This is a genomic window from Nitrincola tapanii (assembly GCF_008368715.1).
Lineage (GTDB): Bacteria > Pseudomonadota > Gammaproteobacteria > Pseudomonadales > Balneatricaceae > Nitrincola > Nitrincola tapanii.
Genome location: NZ_SMRS01000004.1, coordinates 246,250 through 268,771 on the forward strand (window position 1 = coordinate 246,250; position 22,522 = coordinate 268,771).

Sequence of the window (22,522 nt, forward strand, 5' to 3'; positions counted from 1 at the left end):
GTCAGGAGCTGAGCGGCACTTCATGTTCTTGGCGTTTCTGGCGCCTGCTGCTGTAAGCCAGGCTCAGCATGGCTAAAAGGATTGCAGGTAACATGGCTAGGTTGAGTGTTTGCCAGCCTAGCTGTGTTTGCCAGTAACCAGCGAGTAGGCTAGCGAACGCGGCACTGGCAAAAACTAAAAAGTCATTTAAGCCTTGTACCTTGGCTTTTTCCGCCGGTTGATAGGTGGCGGTCAGTAATTGGGTGGCACCGATAAAGGTAAAATTCCAGCCGACACCTAAGGCCACTAAAGCCGACCAAAAATGCCAATAACTCTCCCCCAATTGATTGAGCAAAACACAGAGAAGCAACAACAGGCAGCCGGCCTGAATGACCGGACCCGCGCGAAACTGGCGAATTAAAGCACCGGTAAAAAACGAAGGCAGATACATCCCCAGTACATGCCATTGTATAACGCTGGCCGTGGGGGCAAATGCAAAGCCGCAAGCCTGCATGGCGAGCGGAGTGGCCGTCATCACCAACACCATTACGCCATACCCAATCATACCCGCACTTAAAGCGGCAATCAGTTGGGGTTGTTGCAGCAATTCTATGTAGCGACGTGTGGGCCCTTTTTGCTCATCAAGACTAGGCGCTTTCAGGGCGAGACGACTCATCAGGAGAAGATTCAAGCTGTATAGGGTCATCAGCGCAGTAAAAGCACCTAAATAAGGAAAGTTAGGCCAAAGATCTTCTGTCCAGATCGCAAGATTGGGCCCTAGGATGGCGGCAAGGACACCTCCGCCCATGACTAAGCCCAGTGCTTTGGGCTGCTGCTGTGTGTCCGTACAATTTTCCAAGGCTGCAAAACGATATTGTTGGCCGACACCAATCGCCATACCCAACAAAAAAGTGCCCAGACAAAAAAGACTGAAGTGTGTTTGCCAAAGTGCTAAGCAGGCCAGGCCTGCACCGCTTAAGCCGATCAGATTGCCTAACAAAAATACACGTTTGCGCCCGAGCCAGCGTACTAGATGCGCCGCTGGGAGGGTTACACCCATTAAGCCTAGGAACTGCAAGGCGACGGGTAGAGTCACCCAAGAAAGTTTGGGGGCAAGCAGTTGTCCGATTAGAGCGGTCACGGAAACCAGCAAAATATTGCCACTGATCAACAGGGCCTGGCCTAACGCCAATCCCCAAACACGGGTTGGTAACCTAGACAATTTTGTCTTCCTATCGAAAAAAGACGTTAGTATAGGCGCTTTCATCCGAGGTCGCCTAGGTGGTTGCTGTCCGTCAGTCACCTACCCAGTGGTTCATGAGGAGCGTTAAGCCTTGATTCTGTACATAGCTGAAAAACCCAGTGTCGCACGGGCTGTGGCTGAGGTGCTGCCGGGACCTCAGCGCAAAGCCGAGGGCTATATCACTTTGGGTAATGGTGATGTGATTACCTGGTGTATTGGCCATCTACTGGAGCAAGCTGAGCCCGAAGCCTATGACCCCGAATACAAAAAATGGAAGCGTGAACATCTCCCGATTATTCCGACGCAATGGAAGCAGGTGGTCAAAAGCCAAACACGCAAACAGTTAAGCAGTGTAAAAAAGTTAATCAAAACAGCCGATCAACTGGTACATATGGGCGATCCTGATCGCGTCGGTCAGGTCTTGGTCGATGAGGTGATTAATTATGCCGGGGTGAGTCAGGCTAAGCGTGATGCGACGCTGCGTTGCCTGGTCAATGATATGAACCCTGCCGCGATTCAAAGGGCTTTGCAAAATCTGCGTCAAAATACCGACTTTATTCCCCTAGCCACTTCAGCTTTAGCCAGAGCAAGAGCAGATTGGTTGTATGGCATGAATATGACGCGGCTGTGTACCCTTCTAGGCCAGAGCGTCGGCTATAACGGTGTTTTGTCGATCGGTCGTGTACAGACACCCGTCTTAGGTCTAGTGGTTCATCGTGATCAAGAGATCGAAAACTTTGTCTCCAAACCTTTTTATGAGGTGCTGATTACCCTGGAAACCTTGGCAGGGGAATCCTTTGTCGCTAAATGGAAGCCTAGTGCCGCCTGTGAAGCCTATATGGATGAAGAAGGCCGTGTCCTGTCGCCTCAGCTTGCGCAAAAAGTCGTGCAAAAGGTGAAAGGGCAACCGGGCAGGGTGAAAGCGGTGAAATGTGATCGTAAAAAACAACCGGCCCCCTTGCCTTACAACCTATCCGCGTTACAGATCGATGCCTCAAAGCGCTTCAATCTAAATGCTCAAAAAACGCTGGATATTTGCCAGCAATTGTATGAGCGCCATAAGTTGATCACCTATCCACGCTCCGATTGTCGCTACTTACCACAGGGACATTATCAAGAGCGTCATAGTGTCACTCAGGCATTGGCGAAAACCCTGGCAGGGCTAACGGATGCCGTCAAACAAGCGGATCTAAATCTTAAGAGCAAAGCCTGGGACGATGCCAAAGTGGGGGCGCATCACGCGATTATTCCGACCGCCCGGGCGTTATCCTCCGAGCGTTTATCTCAGGATGAACAGAATATTTATGCACTGGTCGCACGCCAGTATCTGATGCAGTTCTACCCCACATTTGAGTATGACGCACATCAGATTGATACCGAAGTGGCGGGCGGACTCTTCATCGCGAAACAGAAAACAGTCAAGAGCGAGGGTTGGAAAGTGCTGTTGGCGCCGCAGAGTGGGGCGAAATCAGATCCTGAGTTTTCCATCACTCGGTTACCGAAGGTGCAAACCGGTGAGGCAGTGACTTGTCTCGATGCGAAATTGGATGAGAAGCAAACGAGCCCACCCAAGCATTTTACCGATGCCACGCTGTTGGCGGCGATGACGGGGATCGCACGCTTTGTCTCGGATCCTGAGATTAAAAAAGTCTTGCGTGAGACGGATGGACTCGGAACCGAAGCCACGCGTGCGGGCATCATCGAGTTACTCTTTAAACGTCAATTTTTGACGAAAAAGGGGAAGGAGATTCATGCCACTGTAATAGGCAAGCAGCTGATCAACAGCTTACCAAGAGCGATGGTCGTTCCAGATATGACCGCGCACTGGGAAGCTCAGCTGAACGCGATCAGTGAAAAGAAAATGCGCTATGGGCAGTTTATGCAACCCCTCATCGATGGGATTAGAGCCTTGATTAGCGAGGTTGAAAGCCAGGACTTCTCTAGTTTACGGGGCATGGGGAAGACAGCGGTACGTAAGAAAAAGCGGCTGGCATCCAATCACACGCTATAGCACGAACGCTAAACAGACTTTAGTATGGATCGTAAGAGTCTGTTGTTTTGATGATCAGTAGAGAGCAACAGTGCTTACCTCCCGAGGCTAGCATAGCGATGCTGAGCGCAGGTGCGGATAATCTTGCGGTTAGCATCTGAATTCAGGTTTTATTTTGGAGGCACGAGTGCAAGAGTTTGATAGAAGGGCGCATTGGGAAAATGTATACGAGTTAAAAGACGCCCGTGAAGTCAGCTGGTATCAGGCCGAACCTGTTACTTCATTAGAACTGATTGCCCGGTGTGGTCTGGATTTTTCGGATCCAGTCATTGATGTAGGCGCTGGGGCATCAATTTTGGTCGATCACCTGCTTACACAGGGCTATACCTCACTGAGCGTGCTCGATATTTCCGCAGCGGCTTTGGCGGCATCCCGTACAAGGCTCGGAGCATCTGCGGAGGCCGTGAACTGGATAGTGTCTGATGTGACAGCCTTTTCACCTGAAGCTCGATTTCTGTTGTGGCATGACCGCGCGGTGTTTCACTTTTTGACGGAGGCGATCGATCGGCAGCGCTATGTTGAGGTGTTAAAAACGGCACTCAGTGTGGGAGGGCATCTTATCATCGCGTCCTTTGCAGTCGGTGGCCCTGAAAAATGTAGTGGTTTGCCGGTTGTTCAGTATGATGCTGAAAAACTCAAAGCTGAACTCGGTGAGGGGTTTAAGCTGGTCGAAGAACGATCCGAAGAGCATCTCACTCCCGCTCAGAAGGTACAGAAGTTCACATACTTTCTCTTTGAGCGCGTGGTAGAAAATGAAATGTGACACAGATGAGCCTTCAGTCCATCCAAGCTCAACGTATCTACTCTTTCGCTAACCCTAGATTTTATCCTTGGAGTCCTTATGCAACTTTTTTATCTGGTCGCAATTGCCCTGCTGGTTCTGGCTGTTGTGTTGTTAGCGTTTATGTGGATGCATCTACGTCAGCGTAACCAGTCTGAACAAGCCCTTTGGCAGCAAACGGAGCAGCGCTTGCAAGCGGACTTAATCGCTGCCAAACAAGAAAGTCAGCTTCAGCTACAGCAGTTAGACACCACACGCCAGCGGCAACATCAGGTCGAAAAGCAGTTTGAGGCCTTGCAGGCTGAGCAGCGTGCTCAAGATAAGCAGATTGAAGATCTGACGCAGCGGCTACAGACTGCCCTGCAGGAGTTGAAAGCGGAACGTGATAAAGCGCAGTCGTTAGGTGATCAGTGGGCGCAGGAAGGCAAGAAAGCGGAGTCTTTAGAGGCGCAACTGAACGAAACACAGAAATACATGGCGGAGTTGAAACTCAATCTGAATCAAGAAAAACAGCGCCATGAAATACTGCAAGCTGAATATCAAACGCTGATTCGTACCCATACACAGTTGAAAACGGAATTGGATGAACGGGCGGCCAGCCATGCGCGTGAAGTGGAAAATTTTGCGAAACAAAAAGCCAGTTTGAGCGAAGAATTTAAACTTTTATCCCATGAAATTCTCGAAGCCAAAGCTAAATCTTTGCAGGAAAGTAGTCAGTTAAGTCTGACGTCGGTGATGAATCCCTTCCAGCAATCGATAGAGAGTTTCAAAAAAGAGGTGCAGGACATCCATCATCGCGAAACCACCCAGCAGGGTGAGTTGCGTAAGGAATTGGAGTCACTCAAAGAGTTGAACCAGAAGATCACCACCGAGGCGCATGAGCTCTCTACCGCCTTACGTGGCCAGAAAAAGCTCCAGGGTAATTGGGGTGAGTTGGTGCTGGAAAATGTACTGGATCGTTCCGGTTTGCAGTTGGGCAAGGATTATAAGCGAGAAGTCAGTATTACGACGGAAGAGGGGCGCCAGCGTCCGGATGCGGTGGTGTATCTTCCGCAAGGCAAGCATCTGATCATTGATGCTAAAGTGTCCTTGAATGCCTATACCCGCTTTGTGAATGCCGAAAACGAAGTCGAGCGTCTACAAGCCCTCAAAGAGCATGTGCAGGCTGTGGCGGCGCGTATCAAAGAGCTGGCGGATCGAGATTATTACCGTCTGCCCGGGCTGAACTCCCCGGAAATGGTGTTTATGTTTATCCCTATCGAATCGGCTTTTGTCGAAGCCTTAAAAGCGGATGAAACCCTCTTTCAGAAAGCGATCGAAAGCCAGGTTCTGGTCGCGACACCGACTACGCTCCTAACCAGCTTGAATATCGTGCGTCAATTATGGCGTTATGAGGATCAGAATAAACACACGGCAGCTTTGGCGAGTAAAGCCGAAGCGGTGTTCAAGAAATTGAACACCTTTTTGGCGAGCTTTGAGAAGATTAAAAAAGGTTTGGATGGCGCATGTCAGGCCTATACCACGGCGGAAAATCAGCTGGTCAGCGGTAAGGGCAATCTGGTGAAGCAGGTCGGTGAGTTTAAAAATCTGGCTCCAGCGATTAAAGCGGAACTGCCAGAGTATTTTGTTGAAAAAGCAGAATTGGAAATCGATTTTATTCCGGCACCCGCATCAGAGCATGCATCACCCAACGGATTACATCACTCAACCGAACACAATCCAGCTGAGTCCAAGCCAAATTGAATCAGGCTTAAGGCGCATCCACTCGATGCGCCTCCACTTCAATTTGGTCTATCTGGGCACCCGAGAGAAATACGCGCCCTTGATAGCGCTCATCTCCAGTGCTGGTGAATTCAAAACGGTAGCGTCGTGTCAGCAACAGATAGCCCGTTTCAGGGTGGCGCTTAAGGCCCATCGCCTCCAGTGCCACACTTTCATCTAAGAGTTGTAGATGTTCACGTTGGCAATAACGCTTCACCGCTTTGAACACGGCCTCACGTTTTTTCAGATTCTGCCACCAAAACATCAGCAGCGCGGCCAGCAGGGTAAAAAAGATCAGATCGATTAAATCAAGACGCATGATGAGACGGCTTCAACAACGGAGACAGAACAGGAAACACCTGCTTATACCTGACAAAAATGCTATGGTATAAAACGAACCGCTCATTTTTATCAACCCTTGCAGATGAATCACACTAAGGCCGCCATCATGACAGGGAAACGCCGTCTTGAACACTTGAACTTTGATAACAGCTACGCTCGCTTGCCCGAGAGTTGGTTTCATAGCATCGAACCTCAACCCCTCAAACATGCTCATTTAATCAGTTTTAATCCACGGGTTGCTGAACATCTGGATCTTGATGCCTGTCAGACACAGCCGCAGGATTTGGCGCATTATTTTGGTGGGGAAGGACGTTTACCCGGTACTCAGCCTTTAGCAATGAAATATGCTGGGCATCAGTTTGGTTACTACAATCCTGATTTGGGTGATGGTCGAGGAGTGTTGCTGGGAGAGGTGGTGAATCAAGCAGGGCAGCGTTGGGATCTCCATCTCAAGGGTTCTGGCAAAACCGCATTTTCACGTTTTGGAGATGGACGTGCGGTGCTGCGCTCCAGTATCCGCGAGTATCTGGTCAGTGAGGCGATGTACGGTTTGCAGATTCCCAGTACTTCGGCTTTATGCTTGGTCGGCAGCGAAAGTTATACCCAGCGCTTGGGGATGGAGCCTTGTGCCATGGTGTTGCGTGTGACACCCTGTCATATCCGCTTCGGTCATTTTGAGCATTTTTATTATCAAAAGCGTATCCCTGAGTTGCAGCAGCTTTTGGATTACTGTCTGTCACGTTTTTATCCGCAGTATCAGCAAGCAGAACAGCCTTATCTTGCCTTTTTTACAGAGGTGGCGCGGCGCAGCGCGCGCTTAGTCGCGCAATGGCAGAGCTATGGATTTGTGCACGGTGTGATGAATACCGACAACATGTCGATTCTAGGTGAAACCTTTGATTATGGGCCTTTTACTTTCCTCGATGCCTATGATCCCTCGCATATCAGTAATAAAAACGATGATACGGGACGTTACGCCTTTTTCCGTCAGCCGGCGGTGATGCTCTGGAACCTGGCCTGCTTAGCACAAACCCTGTTGCCTTTTATTGCACGCGAAGCCTTGGAATCCATCCTGGAAGCGTTTAACGATCAACAGCACACCTACGAGTTGGAGATCAAAGCACAGCGTCTAGGCTTGCACGATTGTGATGCCAAAGCCGCTGAATTGGTGACGGAGCTCTGGGCTTGGTTTAAACAGGAGGCGGTGGATGTCACCCGTTTTCTGGCGTGCTTATCACAGGTTCCGGCGACTGAGCTGACAACATCGGTTGAGCTTATGTCTTTTGCCACGCAGGGAAAGGCGCGTTTGCAGGCTTGGCTTTTGGCTTATCAAGCACGCTTGGCGCAACAATCCTTACCGGAACCGCAGCGGTTAGCCCAGATGCAGGCGGTGAATCCGCGTTATATTCTGCGTAACTATATGGCGGAAGAAGCGATACGTGCCGCGACCGAGGGTGATTACCGTTTAGTCAACCAGTTGCTGGCGCTGTTACGTGACCCTTATCGTGAGTCGAGTGATCTGGCGCACTATGCGGAGCCACCGCCGAATTGGGCTGCTGCGATCTGTTTAACCTGCTCATCCTAAACTAGACAGAGAGGTCGTGTTCATCATTCAATTTTACTGGAGTTGTAGGATTCGACCTTCGTATAATTAGTTTTTGTCGGTTGCATCCGCCTGGGAGATTAAGATGGATCAGTTGCTGGTGGTTTGGCAGTTTTTGTTGGATAACAGGTTAAATTTGTTGGCGCTTGCCTGGTTCCTGATCTGTTTTAAAGGCTATATGTACTATGCTCGGGTACAGAGTTATGTCACCCCGTGTTTAGCCAGCGTTTTGCACATGTATCGTACGGAATGGATGCGCCGTATGATGACACGTGACAATCGTATTGCCGATACCACGGCGATCGCCAACCTCGAGCGTAGTGTCTCCTTTTTCGCCAGCACCACGATTCTGGTGATGGCCGGTATTCTGACGGTGATGAGTTCAACCGAGCAAGCAATCAATCTTATCGAAGATATTCCTTTTGCTTTGGCAGCCACTAAACAGGAGTGGGAATTAAAACTTCTGGTGATGCTGATGCTGTTTGTGTTTGCATTTTTCAAATTTACTTGGAGTCTGCGTCAGTATGGTTTTGCCTCGGTTATGGTCGGGAGTGCGCCGCTGCCTACCGAGGAATTAAGTGAGCGTGAACGTGAGGCGCATGCTGCCCGGGTTGCAAAGATGACTTCGATGGCCGCCAACAGTTTTAACCTGGGATTACGCTCTTACTATTTCAGTATTGCGGTGCTCGGCTGGTTGGTGAACCCCTGGCTATTTATGATTTTGTCGGCGGTGGTGGTGCTTGTGCTCTATCGTCGAGAGTTCAGTTCCTCAACGCTAAAAACTTTGATGATGAGTTCAGAGCTGAACAACATAAACCTGCGTGAGAAGGATAATGGCACGCTTTAAGCGCCAGAGGCCTTGAATTTTTTCTCAGTGACCCTATATCGGCATCAGTGCTTGGAGGTAAGCCTCCATCCTGATTTAAGTCAGCTATTCAGATATAGAGGTAGAGATGACCACTGAAACGCGTTCTGAAACCTTAGGTTTCCAAACCGAAGTCAAGCAGCTGCTGCACCTTATGGTGCATTCGCTCTACTCCAATAAAGAGATCTTTCTGCGTGAGTTGATCTCCAACGCTTCAGATGCCGCCGAAAAAATGCGTTTTGAAGCCCTGTCGAATGCCGATCTGTATGAAGGCAATTCCGAACTGAATGTGCGTGTCAGCTTTGATAAAGACGCTAAAACCGTCACCATCGAAGATAATGGTATTGGCATGAGCCGTCAGGAAGTGATCGACCATCTGGGGACAATCGCGAAGTCAGGCACCGCTAGTTTCCTCTCTAACCTCAGTGGTGATCAGAGCAAAGACAGCCAGTTGATCGGCCAGTTCGGTGTTGGTTTTTATTCTGCTTTTATTGTTGCGGATCGAGTTGATGTTTTCACCCGTCGTGCCGGTTTGCCGATCACGGAGGCTGTGCATTGGTCGTCTAAGGGCGAAGGTGAGTTCACCATTGCCAATACAGAGAAGGCCGCTCGTGGCACACGCATTGTTCTGCATCTGAAAGAGGGTGAAGAGGAGTTTGCCGATGGCTGGCGTCTGCGTTCTCTGGTACGCAAATATTCAGATCACATTGCTTTCCCCGTGTTAATGGAGAAAGAAAATCTGGACTTAACGCAAGAGGAAGATAAAGACGCGGATCAGACAGAAAAAACGCCTGCTCAGGTTGAGTATGAAGCGGTGAACAGTGCCACGGCGCTGTGGACGCGCAGCAAATCTGAGTTGAACGATGAGGAGTACAAGGCGTTTTATAAGCACATTTCGCATGACTTTGCGGATCCTTTAAGCTGGTCGCATAACAAGGTTGAAGGTAATCTGGAATACACCAGCCTGCTTTATCTGCCAGAACGTGCCCCCTATGATCTATGGAACCGAGAAGCACCGCGTGGCTTAAAGCTTTATGTACAGCGTGTCTTTATCATGGATCAGGCAGATCAGTTCCTGCCACTGTATTTGCGATTCATTAAGGGCGTGGTTGACAGTAACAACCTATCCCTGAACGTCTCTCGTGAAATCCTGCAGAAGGATCCGAACGTCGATAAGCTGCGTGGCGCACTGACGAAGCGTGTGCTGGATATGTTGGCGAAGCTCGCTAAGGAGGATGCGGATAAGTATGCGAGCTTCTGGAAAGAGTTCGGTCAGGTCATCAAAGAAGGGCCGGCAGAAGACTATGCCAACCGCGATAAGATCCTCAAACTCTTGCGCTTTGCTTCCACCCATAGCGGCACATCTGAGCAGAGTGTGGGGCTGGAAGAGTATGTAGCACGCATGCAAGAAGGTCAGGAGAAGATCTATTATGTGGTCGCGGATAATTTTAATACCGCTAAAAACAGTCCGCACCTAGAGATCTTCCGCAAAAAAGGCATCGAAGTTCTGTTGCTGACAGACCGTATTGATGAGTGGATGATGAGCCAGCTCTTCGACTTCGAAGGCAAGTCTTTCCAGGATGTCACCAAGGGTGAGTTGAACTTAGGGGAGGTGGAGTCTGAAGAAGAGAAGCAGCAACAGGAAGCCACCGCGAAACAGCTGGAAAGCTTGATTGAGCGTTTGAAGCCTGTACTGGAAGCGCGTGTCTCCGATGTACGTGTCACCCATCGTTTGACCGATTCTCCTGCCTGTTTGGTCTTAGGTGACTACGACATGGGCTTGCAGATGCGTAAGATCATGGAAGCCGCGGGGCAAAAAGTGCCGGATACCAAGCCGGTGTTTGAGGTCAATCCCGAGCATCCTTTGATTCAAAAACTGGATCAGGAAGCAGATGAAGATCGCTTTGCAGATCTCGCACAGATTCTGCTCGACCAGGCGGATTTAGCCGCCGGGGGTCAGTTACAAGATCCGGCAGCTTATATCCATCGTCTGAATAAGCTCTTGCTTGAACTCAGCGCTTAATTTTCTTTAAGTGCAAACAAAAAAACGCTGTTCGCTAGCCAAGCTGCAGCGTTTTTTTTATGCTATCCTGAAAAAATACCTACCTAAATATCAGGGTTTTAGCATGAAAAAGCTCTCTGTTCTCCTCCTCTCCCTCCTGCCACTGTCCATTGCCTGGGCGGATGCCGATGCCGTGTTAGAGCGGCACTGTACAGCCTGTCATATTCAAGGCGTAGGCGGTGCTCCGGCCTTAAATGACAAAGATGCTTGGGCGCCGCGTATTGCGACAGGTGTGGATGCCATGACCGCAACGGTGCTCAAGGGGAAGGGAGCGATGCCACCGAAAGGCACCTGCTTTTCATGCACTGATGAAGAGTTGCGCGCGGCGGTTGAGCGTATGATTGAACCTCTACGCTGAGTGATGGTGAAAAGGACGAGACTATGACTGATCAGCTAACTGGATTGCACTCACGTTCGGAATTGCAGCTGGTGTTGGAGCAGAATCTTGCTCAAGCACAGCGTTATGATGGTATCTGTAGCTTGTTATTGTTGCAGGTGGATCAATACAAAGAGATCCGTGATCAGCAGGGAGATACCCTGGCGCGTGAGGTGATTAAAGCGATTGCCGCTGAGTTGAATCGCACGAAACGTGCCGCTGATTTCCTGGCGCGTGTCGCGGATGATATGTTTGGACTCTTCTTGCCGGAAGCCAATCAGGCACAAGCACAGTTAGCCGGTGAGCGTGTCTGTCGTTTAATTCGTGAGCTGGCACTGGAGTATGGTGGTCAACAACTTTCTTGCACCCTAAGTGTGGGGGCGGCGACCCTGTCAGGTATCGAGGAAACCCCTCAAACCCTGTTGCGCCGTTTGGCTGAAAATCTCACGATTGCACGCCATAGTGGCGGCAATCGTGTCGAAGGCGACGCTTAAGGATTAACCGTTCCCAGGGAAGGCAAACTGGGCGCTGCCAGCAGGAGGCGCCCAGCGTTGGGTTAGGGTTTTGCGGCGTGTATAAAAACGCACGGCATCCGGCCCATAAGCATACAAATCCCCAAATAGTGAGCGTTTCCAGCCACCAAAACTCTGGCAAGCGACAGGCACCGGCAAGGGAACGTTGATGCCCACCATACCGATCTGTACCCGATCACTGAAGTAATGTGCCTGGCTGCCGCTCTGAGTAAAGATGCAAGTGCCGTTGCCAAATTCATGCGCATTAATCAGCGCAATCGCTTCCTCCAAGTGGCTGACACGCACCACGCAGAGTACTGGGCCAAAGATCTCTTCACGATAAATGCGCATATCGGCTGTAACTTGGTCAAACAGGGTACCGCCTAAAAAGAAGCCTTCAGATTCTTTTTGCATTGGGTGCTGGCGACCATCACAGATCAACTCCGCGCCTTCGGTTTCACCGGCCTGGATGTAACTGATAATCTTTTGTTTGTGCTCTGCACTGATCACCGGCCCCATATCCAAACCACGGCGAGAGCCTTGACCAATCCGCAGAGCTTCGATCTGGGGCTGTAAGCGTTCAATCAGCGCATCAGCCGTAGCATTTCCGATTGCAACCACGACAGAAATCGCCATGCAGCGTTCACCGCAGGAACCAAAGGCTGCCCCCATCAAGGCGCTGGCTGCGGCATCCAGATCCGCATCCGGCATGACTACGGCATGGTTTTTCGCCCCGCCGAGTGCTTGTACACGCTTACCCTGAGCGCTACCGCGCTGGTAAATGTATTCAGCAATGGGTGTGGAGCCAACAAAGCTGATGGCCTGCACATCCGGGTGGTCGAGTAGCGCATCAACCGCTTCCTTATCACCGTTGACAACGTTAAAGACCCCATCGGGGAGACCGGCTTCCCGCAGTAACTCAGCTAGGATCAGAGCCGCCGATGGGTCTTTTTCAGAGGGTTTAAGAATAAAGCAGTTGCCACACGCCAGGGCCATAGGGAACATCCACATAGGTACCATGACTGGGAAGTTAAACGGTGTGATGCCGGCTACGACACCGAGAGGGGGGAATTCTGACCAAGAATCGATCCCAGGCCCGACATTGCGGTTATGTTCACCCTTCAAGAGTTCTAAGGCTCCGCATGCGTATTCGACCACTTCGATGCCGCGCCCTAGCTCACCCTGAGCATCTTCCCAGACTTTACCATGCTCCTCGACGATGGCGCGCACTAAACGATCCGCATTGGCTTCAAGGAGCTCTTTAAAGCGAAACAGAATACGCGCACGTTTCAGGGGTGTGGTATCACGCCAAGCAGGAAACGCCTCTTGGGCGATCTGCACCGCCTCATTAACGTCTTCACGACTGGCGAGTGCAACACGGCGTACTTCAGTGCCTAAAGCGGGGTTATACACGGGGTGAGTGCGCACATTCTCTTGGATATCTGTGCGATCACCGTGAATAAAATGTCCCAAAATCTGCATAAAAAATCCTGATTAGGCTAAGCGCAAGAGAGCGGTACGTACCGTTTCGACGATCTGTTCCAGCTCAGTTTCAGTTGAGTTAAGGAAAGGCGAGAAGGAGAGGGTGTCGCCGCTGTTACGAATCACCACGCCCTGTTTAAAGCAATCCAAGAAAGCGGCAAAGCCTCGGACACCCACCTTGCCATCACGAGGTGCCAGTTCGACGCCTCCCATCAAGCCAAAGTTACGGATATCGATGACATGGGGGCAATCCCGCAAACTATGCAGTAAGCGCTCAAAAATCGGTTCCAGTTGCCGAGACTGGGCAAAAGTATGTTCCTCCGCATAGGCTTCCAGTGTTGCCAGGCCGGCTGCGGCACAAACAGGATGACCCGAGTAGGTATAACCGTGGAAGAGCTCGATCATCTCTTCCGGCCCATGCATTAGCGCCTGATAAACTTCATCTTTAACCAGTACCGCCCCCATGGGCAGCACACCATTGGTCAAGCCCTTGGCGGTGGTAATAATATCGGGAGTGACCGCAAAACGTTCTGCAGCAAAGGCGGCACCGGTGCGGCCAAAGGCGGTAATCACCTCATCAAAAATCAGAAGAATGCCGTATTGATCACAAATTTCGCGGATACGTTGCAGATAGCCCTGGGGCGGAACAAGGACACCGCTTGAACCGGAAACAGGTTCAATAATGACGGCGGCAATGTTACTGCCATCATGCAAACGACACAGGCGCTCTAAATCTTCAGCCAGCTCCAAACCCCATTCGGGTTGGCCTTGCGAAAATGCCATTTGGCTCAACTCATGGGTATGGCGCAGATGGTCGACACCCGGCAGCATGGCTGCGCTGAAAGTTTTACGATTCGGCATCATGCCACCGACTGACATGCCACCAAAGTTCACTCCGTGGTATCCACGCTCACGGCCGATCAGGCGCGTACGCTGTCCTTCACCACGGGCGCGATGGTAAGCAAGGGCAATTTTTAAAGCGGTATCGACGGATTCGGAGCCTGAATTGGTGAAGAAAACACGATTGATCGAGGCTGGAGCTAACTCAGCCAAGCGATCTGCAAGTTCGATGGCCTTGTTGTTTGTGACTTGAAAGCTCATGCAGAAGTCCAACTCACTCACCTGAGATTGGATCGCGGCGACAATTTTCGGGTGACAGTGGCCTAGGCCAGTCGTCCACAGGCCAGAAAAGCCATCAAGCAGCTCTTGGCCTTGATCGGTCAGATAGTGATGTCCTTTGGCTTGAGTGATGACTCTTGGAGATTTCCAGAACGCACGGTTGGCTGTAAAGGGAAGCCAGAAAGCGGGATTCTCAGTCATAAAGCGCTCCTTTGATTTTCTTCTATTCTAGGTGAAGCGCTCGTGATAACAAGGGGATAGAGCCCCTCCCGAAGGGTAATTTTTGCTTCGAGAAGGGCGGGGGTTTAATGGTTGCCCGCCAGCTGCGGGTGGCTGTGCAGGGTGTCGATCAGGGTTTGCATCTCGGCATCGGTACCGATGGTGATACGCAGGAAGGCATCTAACCCAGGACGGTTGAAATGGCGCACAAGCAGTTTGCGTTCACGTAAAAACTGCATGAGATCACTGCCGGTTATCGACGGATGGCGTACAAACACAAAGTTGCTGGCCGAGGGCAGTACATCAAAACCTAACTGTTTTAATGCGCATACTGTGGATTCACGGGTAGAGATGATGCGTTGGCAGATGTCACGAAAATAAGCATCATCTTGAACAGAAGCAACGGCCGCAGTGACAGCCAGCATATCCAATGGATAGGAGTTAAAGCTGTTTTTAACCCTTTCGAGGCCTGCAATCAATTCCGGGTGACCAAAGGCCGCCCCTATGCGTAGCCCTGCTAAAGAGCGCGATTTTGAGAAGGTGTGGGTGACTAACAGATTTGGGTAGCGGTCAATTAAACCTATGGCACTTTCACCACCAAAATCGACATACGCCTCATCGACTAGGACCAGACTATCGCGATTACGCTGCAATAGAGCTTCAATCTCAGTCAAGGGGACGGGGATGCCAGTCGGTGCATTGGGGTTGGCAAAAATAATCCCACCGTTCTGTTCAGAGTAGCGGCTTAGGTCAATGCTGAAGTCGTCAGCCAGTGGCTCACAGCGGAACTGGATCTGGAAGAGATCGCAATACACTTGATAAAAGCTGTAGGTCACCGCAGGCATCAGCAGGGGTTTGCTCTGGCGGAAAAAGGCCATAAAAGCGAGTGCGAGAACCTCGTCGGAGCCATTGCCAAGAAATACCTGATCTTCGCTAAGCTGATGATACTGAGCTAACGCCTGCTTGAGCTGGCTGGAGTCTGGATCGGGGTAGAGGCGCAAACGCTCAATCGCAAAGGAGCACAGGGCTTCATTGACAGCAGGCGAGGGTGGATAAGGGTTCTCATTGGTGTTGAGCTTGATCAAATCAAGCACTTTGGGCTGTTCACCTGGGGTGTAGGGAACCAGCGACTGAATAGCTGGACTCCAAAACTTGCTCATGAGGGTCTCTACTCGTATTGGATGGGCCTAAAAAGTACGCACATCTTAACAAAACGGAGCCTTAGACAATACCTCATCCATTTTCGTTTTCATGTTGACCTGAGCGATCCAGGGCTCCGATATCCAGAATCGGAGCCGCATCCAGTTTGTGGGCGCCAAGTATATTAGATACACGTTCCAAGGAGGCCACAATTAAGGTCTGCTCCCACTCGGCCATTTTTTCAAACTCTTCGATCAAGATCGACTGTAAGGGAGCGGGAGCGGATTCTAAAAGATCCAGACCGGCTGCGGTGGGATAGACCAGAACCTTACGCTTGTCTTCTTGGCTGCGCACGCGCGTGACTAGTTGTTTGCGCTCTAGGCGATCGAGAATGCTGGTTACGGTTGCCTGTGTGAGATTCATCTCTTTAGCGAGTGCGCCGACAGTCATGGGACCATGTTGATGCAGTGTTTGCATCGAAATCAGCTGAGGTAGGGTGAGCCCTGTGTCACGGCTGAGGTGTTTATCGTGTAGTTCGGTTGCGCGAATGATCTGACGCAGAAGAACAAGAACGTCTTGGCTTTTTTGCATAAGAGTGAGAAGGCTGACCTGAGCTTGAGAATCGATTGCAACGCGCTTTGTAACGGCATTGTGAAGGGATTGCAAATAGATAAAAATCACCTCGATTAACTATATTGTAATGCAATACGATATAGTATTTGAGATTCTGATGCAAAATAGCGTTATTTCACCCAAAAAAATGCATTTATCTCAATATCTGGCTATGTAAACAGATTGAATTACTAATCTTGCAATGTGTATTCGTATATGTTTTATAATAAATGCATAGCAATGCTAAATAAAAGGATACTATGCACTCAACAGAAATTCATTTCCGTCTACCGCGACCTGAAGATGGTGTCGCGCTTCATCGGCTGATTGCGGCCTGCCCACCTTTGGATACCAACTCCGTCTATTGCAATCTTTTGCAATGTACTCATTTTTCCGAAACGGCACTGGCGGCTGAAACCGCTCAGGGTGAGCTGATAGGTTTTATTTCCGGTTATCGTCCACCTATGCGTCTGGATACCTTGTTCGTTTGGCAGGTGGCCTTGCATCCGAAGTATCGAGGTCAAGGTATAGCACAAGCCATGCTGCAAGCCTTGGTTGAGCGTACACAACGCGATCTGGGCATCGCCTTCATCGAAACCACGATTAGCCCAGGCAATTTGCCCTCTGAAGGCTTGTTTGCAGGTTTTTTTGCAACCTGGCAGTTAGAGACAACACGCACGCTGCTGTTCAGCCGCAAAACCCATTTTGCCGATCAGCATGAAGATGAAGTGCTCTGGCGTGCAGGACCTCTTCCGGGGTCTTTGGCGGTATCAACCACCCCTGTTGATCAGCGTGCTTATCCATCAGCCCATCAGCCTGCCTAAACGATAAGAGAAATATTAGGAGCCCCTATGAATATTTTTGAACAGATTGAATCCGACGTCCGCACCTACTCACGCTCTTTTCCTGTGGTGTTTAAGCGTGCCCAGGGTGCACAGTTGATGACTGAAGATGGGCGTGAGTTCGTCGACTTTTTAGCCGGAGCCGGCACTTTGAATTATGGTCACAACCATCCTGTGTTAAAAAAAGCGCTACTGAGTTACATCGAACAGGACGGCCTCACTCATGGTTTGGATATGTACTCCTGTGCCAAGCGCGAATTTCTGCAAACCTTCCATGACCTGATTCTCACCCCGCGTGGTTTTTCAGATTACCGCGTACAGTTTACTGGGCCGACCGGCACCAACGCCGTGGAGGCAGCCTTAAAGTTAGCGCGTAAAGTGACTGGGCGCAGTGAAATTATCTCCTTTACCAATGGTTTTCATGGTGTGTCAGGGGGGGCTTTAGCTTGCACCGGTAATCAACATCATCGTGGTGGTATGGGCGCCAGCTTGGCGGATGTGACCCGTATGCCGTTTGATGGTTACCTCGGTGATGGGGTGGATACAACGGAATACTTGGATAAAACCCTGTCAGATCCGAGCAGCGGTATCGATCATCCGGCGGCCGTGATTGTCGAAACGATTCAAGGTGAGGGCGGATTAAATGCGGCGTCTTATGCTTGGTTACGCAATCTTCAGGCCGTTTGTCGTAAGCATGACATGCTGTTGATCGTCGATGATATTCAGTCTGGGTGTGGACGTTCCGGTCACTTCTTTAGTTTTGAGGAGGCTGGAATTCAGCCTGACATCATTACGCTTTCCAAATCCTTAAGTGGTTATGGATTGCCCTTTGCTGTCACGATCTTCCGTGAATCCTTGGATCAATGGTCACCTGGCGAGCATAACGGCACTTTTCGTGGTAACAATCACGCCTTTATCACCGCGGCGGCGGCATTTCGTCACTTTTGGTCAGACGATACCTTTGCAAAAGCGGTGCGTCGTAAGGCGGAAAAGCTACGTTCGGGTTTGCAGGCTTTGATTCAGCGTCATGGCGCACGTGATTTGATTCTCAAAGGCAGAGGGTTGATGAGTGGTATAGAGTGCCCAAATGGTGAGCTGGCGGAGCGCGTAGTGCGTTTGGCCTTTAGTAAAGGCTTGGTGATTGAAACATCCGGTGCGCATGGTCAAGTGGTCAAGTGCCTTGTGCCTCTGGTCATTACCGATGAGCAGATAGAGTTCGGTTTGAAAGTGCTGGATCAAGCCTTTAATCAGGCCTTGTCAGAGCTGTCTCAGCAGGCCTCTTAATTCTTACCTAGCATGTCGACAGGAGCAAATTTTGATTGTACGTAAATTAAAAGACTGTGAAGCCTCGGAACGCCGAGTGGTGGCTGCAAACTGGGAAAGTACACGGATGTTGTTGAAAGAGGACCAAATGGGTTTCTCGTTTCACATCACTACCATCTATGCGGGCACAGAAACACATATCTGGTATCAGAATCATCTAGAATCTGTTTATTGCATGAGCGGTGAAGGTGAGATCGAGACGCTTGCCGATGGCCGAATCTATCCGATTGAGCCGGGTGTTTTATATATCCTTGATCAGCATGATGAGCATCTGCTTCGGGCCAAGAGTGAGATGAAAATGGCCTGTGTCTTCAATCCGCCTCTGACCGGAAAAGAAGTCCATGATGACAGGGGTGTTTATCCCCTGAACGACTAAAACGGCTCAGGAGGCATAGTCATGCACAGTGTAGAGAAAATTGGCGGCACTTCGATGAGTCGTTTTGATGAGTTGATGTCAAGCATCCTGCTCGGAACGCGAACACCAGAAGAATGGTATCAAAGAGTCTTTGTCGTTTCGGCTTATGGCGGCATGACGAACGCCTTGCTGGAGCATAAAAAGACAGGTGAACCGGGGGTTTATGCACGCTTTGTTGAAGCAGAGAATGCGGATGCCTGGTTGCCAAGCTTGGAGGAGGTGCGGCAGAAGATGTTGGCCACCAATGCTGAGTTGCTCGATGATCTTGATCGTGTGCGTGCGGATCAGTTTATCGATGAACGGATTAATGTGGCGGCTGCTTGCATGTTAAATCTGCAAGAGCTATGCAGTGTTGGGCATTTTCAGTTGCAGGATCATCTGCTTCGAGTACGTGAAATGCTGGCCTCCTTGGGCGAAGCGCATAGTGCCTTTAACACAGTATTGGCGTTAAAGCGTGCCGGTGTGAATGCGCGTTTTGTTGATCTTTCCGGTTGGCAGCAAGAGGCACCTTTGAGTTTTGATGAGATGATCTGCTCACACTTTGCAGAGATGGATCTCAGTCGAGAGTTGCCCATCGTCACCGGCTATGTGCACTGCGCTGAAGGGGTGATGCAAACTTTTGATCGTGGCTACAGTGAGATGACTTTTAGCAAGATTGCGACGCTGACGGGTGCCCGGGAGGCGATCATTCATAAAGAGTATCACCTCAGTAGTGCTGATCCCTCTTTGGTGGGCTTGGATAAAATCGTCACAATCGGTCGGACTAATTATGATGTAGCGGATCAACTTTCTAACCTGGGGATGGAGGCCATACATCCCAAGGCGGCGAAGGGGTTGCGTCAGCAAGGGATTCCGCTGCGGATTAAAAATGCCTTTGAACCTGAACATCCAGGGACACTGATTACCCAGGAGTACACCAGTAGCAAGCCTTGTGTGGAAATTATTGCCGGACGTCGCAATGTCTTTGCGATAGAGGTATTTGATCAAGAAATGCTCGGAGACAGTCACTACGATATTGAGCTTTCGCGTTTATTGCATCAGCTCAAGTTATATGTTGTCAGTCGTGATCAGGATGCCAACAGTATTACTTATTATGTCGCCGGTTCCCGTAAACGAGTGAATCGTGCACTACGGCTGATTCGTGAGCAGTATTCGCGTGCTGAAGTGAGCTTACATCCGGTCGCCTTGGTGTCGGCGATTGGATCGGATCTCAAGGTATCCGGCATTCTGGCTAAAACCGTAACGGCTTTGGCTCAGGCAGGAATCAGTGTGCAGGCGCTGCATCAATCGATGCGACAGGTCGAAATGCAGTGTGTGGTCGCAGAGAGTGATTATGAGGCGGCTGTATGTGCCTTGCATCGAGCACTCATTGAGCAAGAGAATCATGGTGATGTGATCTGTGCCGCCTAAATCTGAGGCATGGATGGCGGCAGGGGTGTCGCTGAAATAAAACAGGCCGGAGATCATCCGGCCTGCTGCTTAAGCGTGTTCGTCAAAAACGTCGCTGATCTGTTTCATCAAACGCCGCTCTTCCATCAGATCTTCGATCTGGCGTCGACGCTTACCGTTGTATTTCAGACGGCTGCGTCCAGAGTCGTCATCTTCGGAAAACTGTTCGCTCCAGTCATCTACCTCTTCGATAGTGACCTGATCGACACGGATTTTTGTGCCCATCGGTTCTGCTCTCACAGAAAAAAGTTATCATTTAAAGCAGGGATACTGCTTCAGATCATTGACAGCTCGGGAGTGTCCGAGCTGTTACCGGCGAATATAGTGCCGATTCTCAAGGGTTCAAAATTGAAATAATTTATTAACCTTTTAAATTTTCTCGGCAGAAATCTATTTTCTAACCCTCTACTTTTCCAATACATACAAGCCAGGTGCGGGCGTCAGAGGTGCTAAACCGCTTTCGGGGTTACCTGCAGAAGGCGGAGCAACCTGGCCAGATGAGTGGCGGCTTATCCATTCACGCCAGGGTTCCCACCAAGATCCTTGATGTGACGGGTGATTCTGTATCCACTCTGAGGGCGGGATATATTTGTCTTCTGCGCGTTGTACGCCGATTTGATAATGACGTCTAGGGTGTCCTGGCTCACTGACAATCCCGGCATTATGCCCACCGCTGGTGAGGACAAAGGTGATTTCGGTATTAAACAGATCATTCAATTTATACACCGAACGCCAGGGCGCGACGTGGTCGGTTTGTGTGGCGACGGCAAACACAGGGACTCGAATATCACGTAACGAGATCGGGCGGTCTTTGACGAGATAGCGGCCGCTGGCGAGATCATTATTCAAGAAGAGCTGGCGCAGGTACTGTGAATGCATTTTATAGGGCATGCGGGTGGCGTCGGCATTCCAGGTCATCAGATCATTCATGGGAGCGACTTCACCCAGCAGGTATTCATTCACCATGCGTGACCAGAGCAGATCGTAGGAGCGCAGCAACATAAAGGCACCGGCCATCTGCTTGGTGTCTAAATAGCCCTTGTCCCACATGATGTCTTCCATGTAGCTGAGCTGGCTTTCATCGATGAAGAGCATCAACTCACCGGCTTCGGTAAAGTCCGTTTGAGCGGTAAACAGGGTGAGAGACTGTAAGCGGCTGTCGTTGTCACGTGCCATTGCAGCGGCACAGATAGACAAGAGTGTGCCGCCTAAGCAGTAACCGACGGCATGAATGCCGACCTGGGGTTGGATTTGGCTAATGCTATCAAGCGCGGCCATCACGCCGAGATCGATATAGTCCTGCATATCGAGATCGCGATCATCGACTCCGGGATTGTGCCAGGAGATCATATAGACGGTGTGGCCGCGCTCTACCAGGAATTTCACCATGGAGTTATGGGGTGAGAGATCCAGAATATAGTATTTCATGATCCAGGCCGGCACGATCAGGATAGGTTCGGCGGCCACAGTTTCTGTGCTGGGGCTGTACTGGATCAATTCGATTAAGCGGTTGCGATAAATGACCTGCCCGGGGGTCACCGCGATATCACGCCCCACTTGAATATCGGCTTCACTTTGTGGCTGTTCCAGCAGAGTGTGTTGGATATCTTCCAAGAGTTTTTGCATCCCTTGATACAAATTCATTCCACCGGATTTAAGGGTTTTGTCCAACACCACTGGATTGGTATGCGCAAAATTGGTCGGGGAGGCCATGTCTAGCCACTGGCGTGCAGCAAAGTGAACCATGTTTTCATGATGCGAAGAGACACCGGGAATATTGGTGGTGGCATAGTTCCACCATTGTTCATGCATCAAGAAGCTTTGAGAGATAACGTTATAGGGAAATTGTGACCAAAGTGGATCACGAAAGCGTCGGTCATCTTTAAGGGGGCGGATAAAGGGTTCGAGATCGGGATCCCAAGCGGCACGCATTGACCAGATTAAGAAGGCGGAATTCTTGCGCAGAATATTCTCAGCCATTTCTGAAATTTTGCCAGGTGAGTGCGCCATATGAATTAACCAATCGGTGAACGCAAGAATCTGTGAGGCCGGTGACAAGCCCTTCGTCATGCGCCCTTCAATGGCATGGATCATGCGATCAACTGTGGTTTTTAACTCTGGCATGGGTAAGCGGGTCATGTGAGCTCCTTGCGTTGATGTGCGTCAGTGCCGCGTCAGCGTCTATGCTTCACAGTATAGCCCGAGTGATTTTGCCAAGACGGAATATTCAGTGATCCAGATCAAAAGTTCTTTTGCTGCAGGTGCGAAATGATTAAAATGTGTACGACTAAAGCCTAATTTTCTGATTGGGTTATCGGAAATGAAGTTTTATTTGCTGCAGGCGAGC

At 50.3% G+C, this 22,522-nt stretch carries 20 protein-coding genes; 12 read left to right on the top strand and 8 right to left on the bottom strand.

Features of this window, described 5'->3' with window-relative positions; all coding sequences use genetic code 11:
* Position 1: 1 nt before the first annotated feature.
* Entirely contained in the window at positions 2 to 1,201 is a 1,200-nt protein-coding gene (locus E1H14_RS06995) for an MFS transporter (RefSeq protein ID WP_235017409.1), read from the bottom strand.
* Between the two features lie 112 nt (positions 1,202 to 1,313).
* Here E1H14_RS06995 and E1H14_RS07000 point away from each other — a divergent pair, with 112 nt between their 5' ends.
* The 3 genes from E1H14_RS07000 to rmuC all read left to right on the top strand — a co-directional run bounded on the left by E1H14_RS07000 (position 1,314) and on the right by rmuC (position 5,796).
* Positions 1,314 to 3,233, top strand: coding sequence for a DNA topoisomerase III (locus tag E1H14_RS07000; RefSeq protein WP_149390742.1), 1,920 nt, complete (start codon positions 1,314 to 1,316; stop codon positions 3,231 to 3,233).
* A gap of 166 nt (positions 3,234 to 3,399) precedes the next feature.
* Positions 3,400 to 4,035, top strand: a complete 636-nt coding sequence (locus tag E1H14_RS07005) for a class I SAM-dependent methyltransferase (protein WP_149390743.1) — start codon at positions 3,400 to 3,402, stop codon at positions 4,033 to 4,035.
* 78 nt (positions 4,036 to 4,113) lie between these two features.
* A complete protein-coding gene (rmuC, locus tag E1H14_RS07010; RefSeq protein ID WP_149390744.1) occupies positions 4,114 to 5,796 on the top strand; it encodes a DNA recombination protein RmuC in 1,683 nt (560 codons plus the stop codon).
* A 7-nt stretch (positions 5,797 to 5,803) separates the two neighbouring features.
* Here rmuC and E1H14_RS07015 read toward each other — a convergent pair whose 3' ends face one another.
* Positions 5,804 to 6,133, bottom strand: a complete 330-nt coding sequence (locus tag E1H14_RS07015) for a DUF3301 domain-containing protein (RefSeq protein WP_149390745.1) — start codon at positions 6,131 to 6,133, stop codon at positions 5,804 to 5,806.
* Between the two features lie 129 nt (positions 6,134 to 6,262).
* On the opposite strand from E1H14_RS07015, the gene E1H14_RS07020 reads away from it, so the two are divergent.
* The 5 genes from E1H14_RS07020 (at position 6,263) to E1H14_RS07040 (ending at position 11,556) form a co-directional block, all read left to right on the top strand.
* The gene (locus E1H14_RS07020) at positions 6,263 to 7,741 is read left to right on the top strand and encodes a protein adenylyltransferase SelO (RefSeq protein ID WP_149390746.1); all 1,479 of its coding nucleotides are present in this window, start codon (positions 6,263 to 6,265) and stop codon (positions 7,739 to 7,741) included.
* A 103-nt stretch (positions 7,742 to 7,844) separates the two neighbouring features.
* Complete coding sequence (locus E1H14_RS07025; RefSeq protein WP_149390747.1) at positions 7,845 to 8,606, top strand: DUF599 domain-containing protein; 762 nt, start codon at positions 7,845 to 7,847, stop codon at positions 8,604 to 8,606.
* Between the two features lie 106 nt (positions 8,607 to 8,712).
* A complete protein-coding gene (gene htpG / locus E1H14_RS07030; RefSeq protein WP_149390748.1) occupies positions 8,713 to 10,647 on the top strand; it encodes a molecular chaperone HtpG in 1,935 nt (644 codons plus the stop codon).
* A gap of 103 nt (positions 10,648 to 10,750) precedes the next feature.
* Entirely contained in the window at positions 10,751 to 11,044 is a 294-nt protein-coding gene (locus tag E1H14_RS07035) for a c-type cytochrome (RefSeq protein ID WP_149390749.1), read from the top strand.
* 23 nt (positions 11,045 to 11,067) lie between these two features.
* Positions 11,068 to 11,556 (top strand): GGDEF domain-containing protein, encoded by a 489-nt coding sequence (locus E1H14_RS07040; RefSeq protein WP_149390750.1) that lies wholly within the window; start codon positions 11,068 to 11,070, stop codon positions 11,554 to 11,556.
* Between the two features lie 3 nt (positions 11,557 to 11,559).
* Here the strand turns inward: E1H14_RS07040 and E1H14_RS07045 are convergent, their stop codons facing one another.
* The 4 genes from E1H14_RS07045 to E1H14_RS07060 form a co-directional block, all read right to left on the bottom strand.
* Positions 11,560 to 13,056, bottom strand: coding sequence for a CoA-acylating methylmalonate-semialdehyde dehydrogenase (locus E1H14_RS07045; RefSeq protein WP_149390751.1), 1,497 nt, complete (start codon positions 13,054 to 13,056; stop codon positions 11,560 to 11,562).
* Between the two features lie 12 nt (positions 13,057 to 13,068).
* Positions 13,069 to 14,376 carry an aspartate aminotransferase family protein gene (locus tag E1H14_RS07050; RefSeq protein ID WP_149390752.1) on the bottom strand — a complete coding sequence of 436 codons (1,308 nt, stop codon included), beginning with the start codon at positions 14,374 to 14,376 and terminating at the stop codon, positions 13,069 to 13,071.
* A 104-nt stretch (positions 14,377 to 14,480) separates the two neighbouring features.
* Positions 14,481 to 15,554, bottom strand: coding sequence for a histidinol-phosphate transaminase (gene hisC / locus E1H14_RS07055; protein ID WP_149390753.1), 1,074 nt, complete (start codon positions 15,552 to 15,554; stop codon positions 14,481 to 14,483).
* 73 nt (positions 15,555 to 15,627) lie between these two features.
* Positions 15,628 to 16,125, bottom strand: a complete 498-nt coding sequence (locus tag E1H14_RS07060; protein ID WP_149390754.1) for a MarR family winged helix-turn-helix transcriptional regulator — start codon at positions 16,123 to 16,125, stop codon at positions 15,628 to 15,630.
* Positions 16,126 to 16,406: 281 nt separating this feature from the next.
* On the opposite strand from E1H14_RS07060, the gene ectA reads away from it, so the two are divergent.
* The 4 genes from ectA to E1H14_RS07080 are packed head-to-tail and all read left to right on the top strand — an operon-like array spanning position 16,407 to position 20,136.
* A complete protein-coding gene (gene ectA / locus E1H14_RS07065; protein ID WP_149390755.1) occupies positions 16,407 to 16,970 on the top strand; it encodes a diaminobutyrate acetyltransferase in 564 nt (187 codons plus the stop codon).
* A gap of 27 nt (positions 16,971 to 16,997) precedes the next feature.
* Complete coding sequence (ectB, locus tag E1H14_RS07070; RefSeq protein ID WP_149390756.1) at positions 16,998 to 18,272, top strand: diaminobutyrate--2-oxoglutarate transaminase; 1,275 nt, start codon at positions 16,998 to 17,000, stop codon at positions 18,270 to 18,272.
* A gap of 31 nt (positions 18,273 to 18,303) precedes the next feature.
* Complete coding sequence (locus E1H14_RS07075) at positions 18,304 to 18,687, top strand: ectoine synthase (RefSeq protein WP_149390757.1); 384 nt, start codon at positions 18,304 to 18,306, stop codon at positions 18,685 to 18,687.
* Positions 18,688 to 18,708: 21 nt separating this feature from the next.
* Positions 18,709 to 20,136 (top strand): aspartate kinase, encoded by a 1,428-nt coding sequence (locus E1H14_RS07080; RefSeq protein WP_149390758.1) that lies wholly within the window; start codon positions 18,709 to 18,711, stop codon positions 20,134 to 20,136.
* A gap of 69 nt (positions 20,137 to 20,205) precedes the next feature.
* Here E1H14_RS07080 and E1H14_RS07085 read toward each other — a convergent pair whose 3' ends face one another.
* Positions 20,206 to 20,400, bottom strand: coding sequence for a PA3496 family putative envelope integrity protein (locus E1H14_RS07085; RefSeq protein ID WP_149390759.1), 195 nt, complete (start codon positions 20,398 to 20,400; stop codon positions 20,206 to 20,208).
* 180 nt (positions 20,401 to 20,580) lie between these two features.
* Entirely contained in the window at positions 20,581 to 22,314 is a 1,734-nt protein-coding gene (locus tag E1H14_RS07090; protein ID WP_149390760.1) for a PHA/PHB synthase family protein, read from the bottom strand.
* Positions 22,315 to 22,522 lie beyond the last annotated feature (208 nt).

Excerpts from the sequence above, each read along its gene's own strand:
- rmuC (WP_149390744.1), top strand. The coding sequence starts at position 4,114 with ATGCAACTTTTTTATCTGGTCGCAATTGCCCTGCTGGTTCTGGCTGTT.
- E1H14_RS07015 (WP_149390745.1), bottom strand. The coding sequence starts at position 6,133 with ATGCGTCTTGATTTAATCGATCTGATCTTTTTTACCCTGCTGGCCGCG.
- E1H14_RS07020 (WP_149390746.1), top strand. The coding sequence starts at position 6,263 with ATGACAGGGAAACGCCGTCTTGAACACTTGAACTTTGATAACAGCTAC.
- E1H14_RS07025 (WP_149390747.1), top strand. The coding sequence starts at position 7,845 with ATGGATCAGTTGCTGGTGGTTTGGCAGTTTTTGTTGGATAACAGGTTA.
- htpG (WP_149390748.1), top strand. The coding sequence starts at position 8,713 with ATGACCACTGAAACGCGTTCTGAAACCTTAGGTTTCCAAACCGAAGTC.
- E1H14_RS07035 (WP_149390749.1), top strand. The coding sequence starts at position 10,751 with ATGAAAAAGCTCTCTGTTCTCCTCCTCTCCCTCCTGCCACTGTCCATT.
- E1H14_RS07040 (WP_149390750.1), top strand. The coding sequence starts at position 11,068 with ATGACTGATCAGCTAACTGGATTGCACTCACGTTCGGAATTGCAGCTG.
- E1H14_RS07045 (WP_149390751.1), bottom strand. The coding sequence starts at position 13,056 with ATGCAGATTTTGGGACATTTTATTCACGGTGATCGCACAGATATCCAA.
- E1H14_RS07050 (WP_149390752.1), bottom strand. The coding sequence starts at position 14,376 with ATGACTGAGAATCCCGCTTTCTGGCTTCCCTTTACAGCCAACCGTGCG.
- hisC (WP_149390753.1), bottom strand. The coding sequence starts at position 15,554 with ATGAGCAAGTTTTGGAGTCCAGCTATTCAGTCGCTGGTTCCCTACACC.
- E1H14_RS07060 (WP_149390754.1), bottom strand. The coding sequence starts at position 16,125 with ATGCAAAAAAGCCAAGACGTTCTTGTTCTTCTGCGTCAGATCATTCGC.
- ectA (WP_149390755.1), top strand. The coding sequence starts at position 16,407 with ATGCACTCAACAGAAATTCATTTCCGTCTACCGCGACCTGAAGATGGT.
- ectB (WP_149390756.1), top strand. The coding sequence starts at position 16,998 with ATGAATATTTTTGAACAGATTGAATCCGACGTCCGCACCTACTCACGC.
- E1H14_RS07080 (WP_149390758.1), top strand. The coding sequence starts at position 18,709 with ATGCACAGTGTAGAGAAAATTGGCGGCACTTCGATGAGTCGTTTTGAT.
- E1H14_RS07085 (WP_149390759.1), bottom strand. The coding sequence starts at position 20,400 with ATGGGCACAAAAATCCGTGTCGATCAGGTCACTATCGAAGAGGTAGAT.
- E1H14_RS07090 (WP_149390760.1), bottom strand. The coding sequence starts at position 22,314 with ATGACCCGCTTACCCATGCCAGAGTTAAAAACCACAGTTGATCGCATG.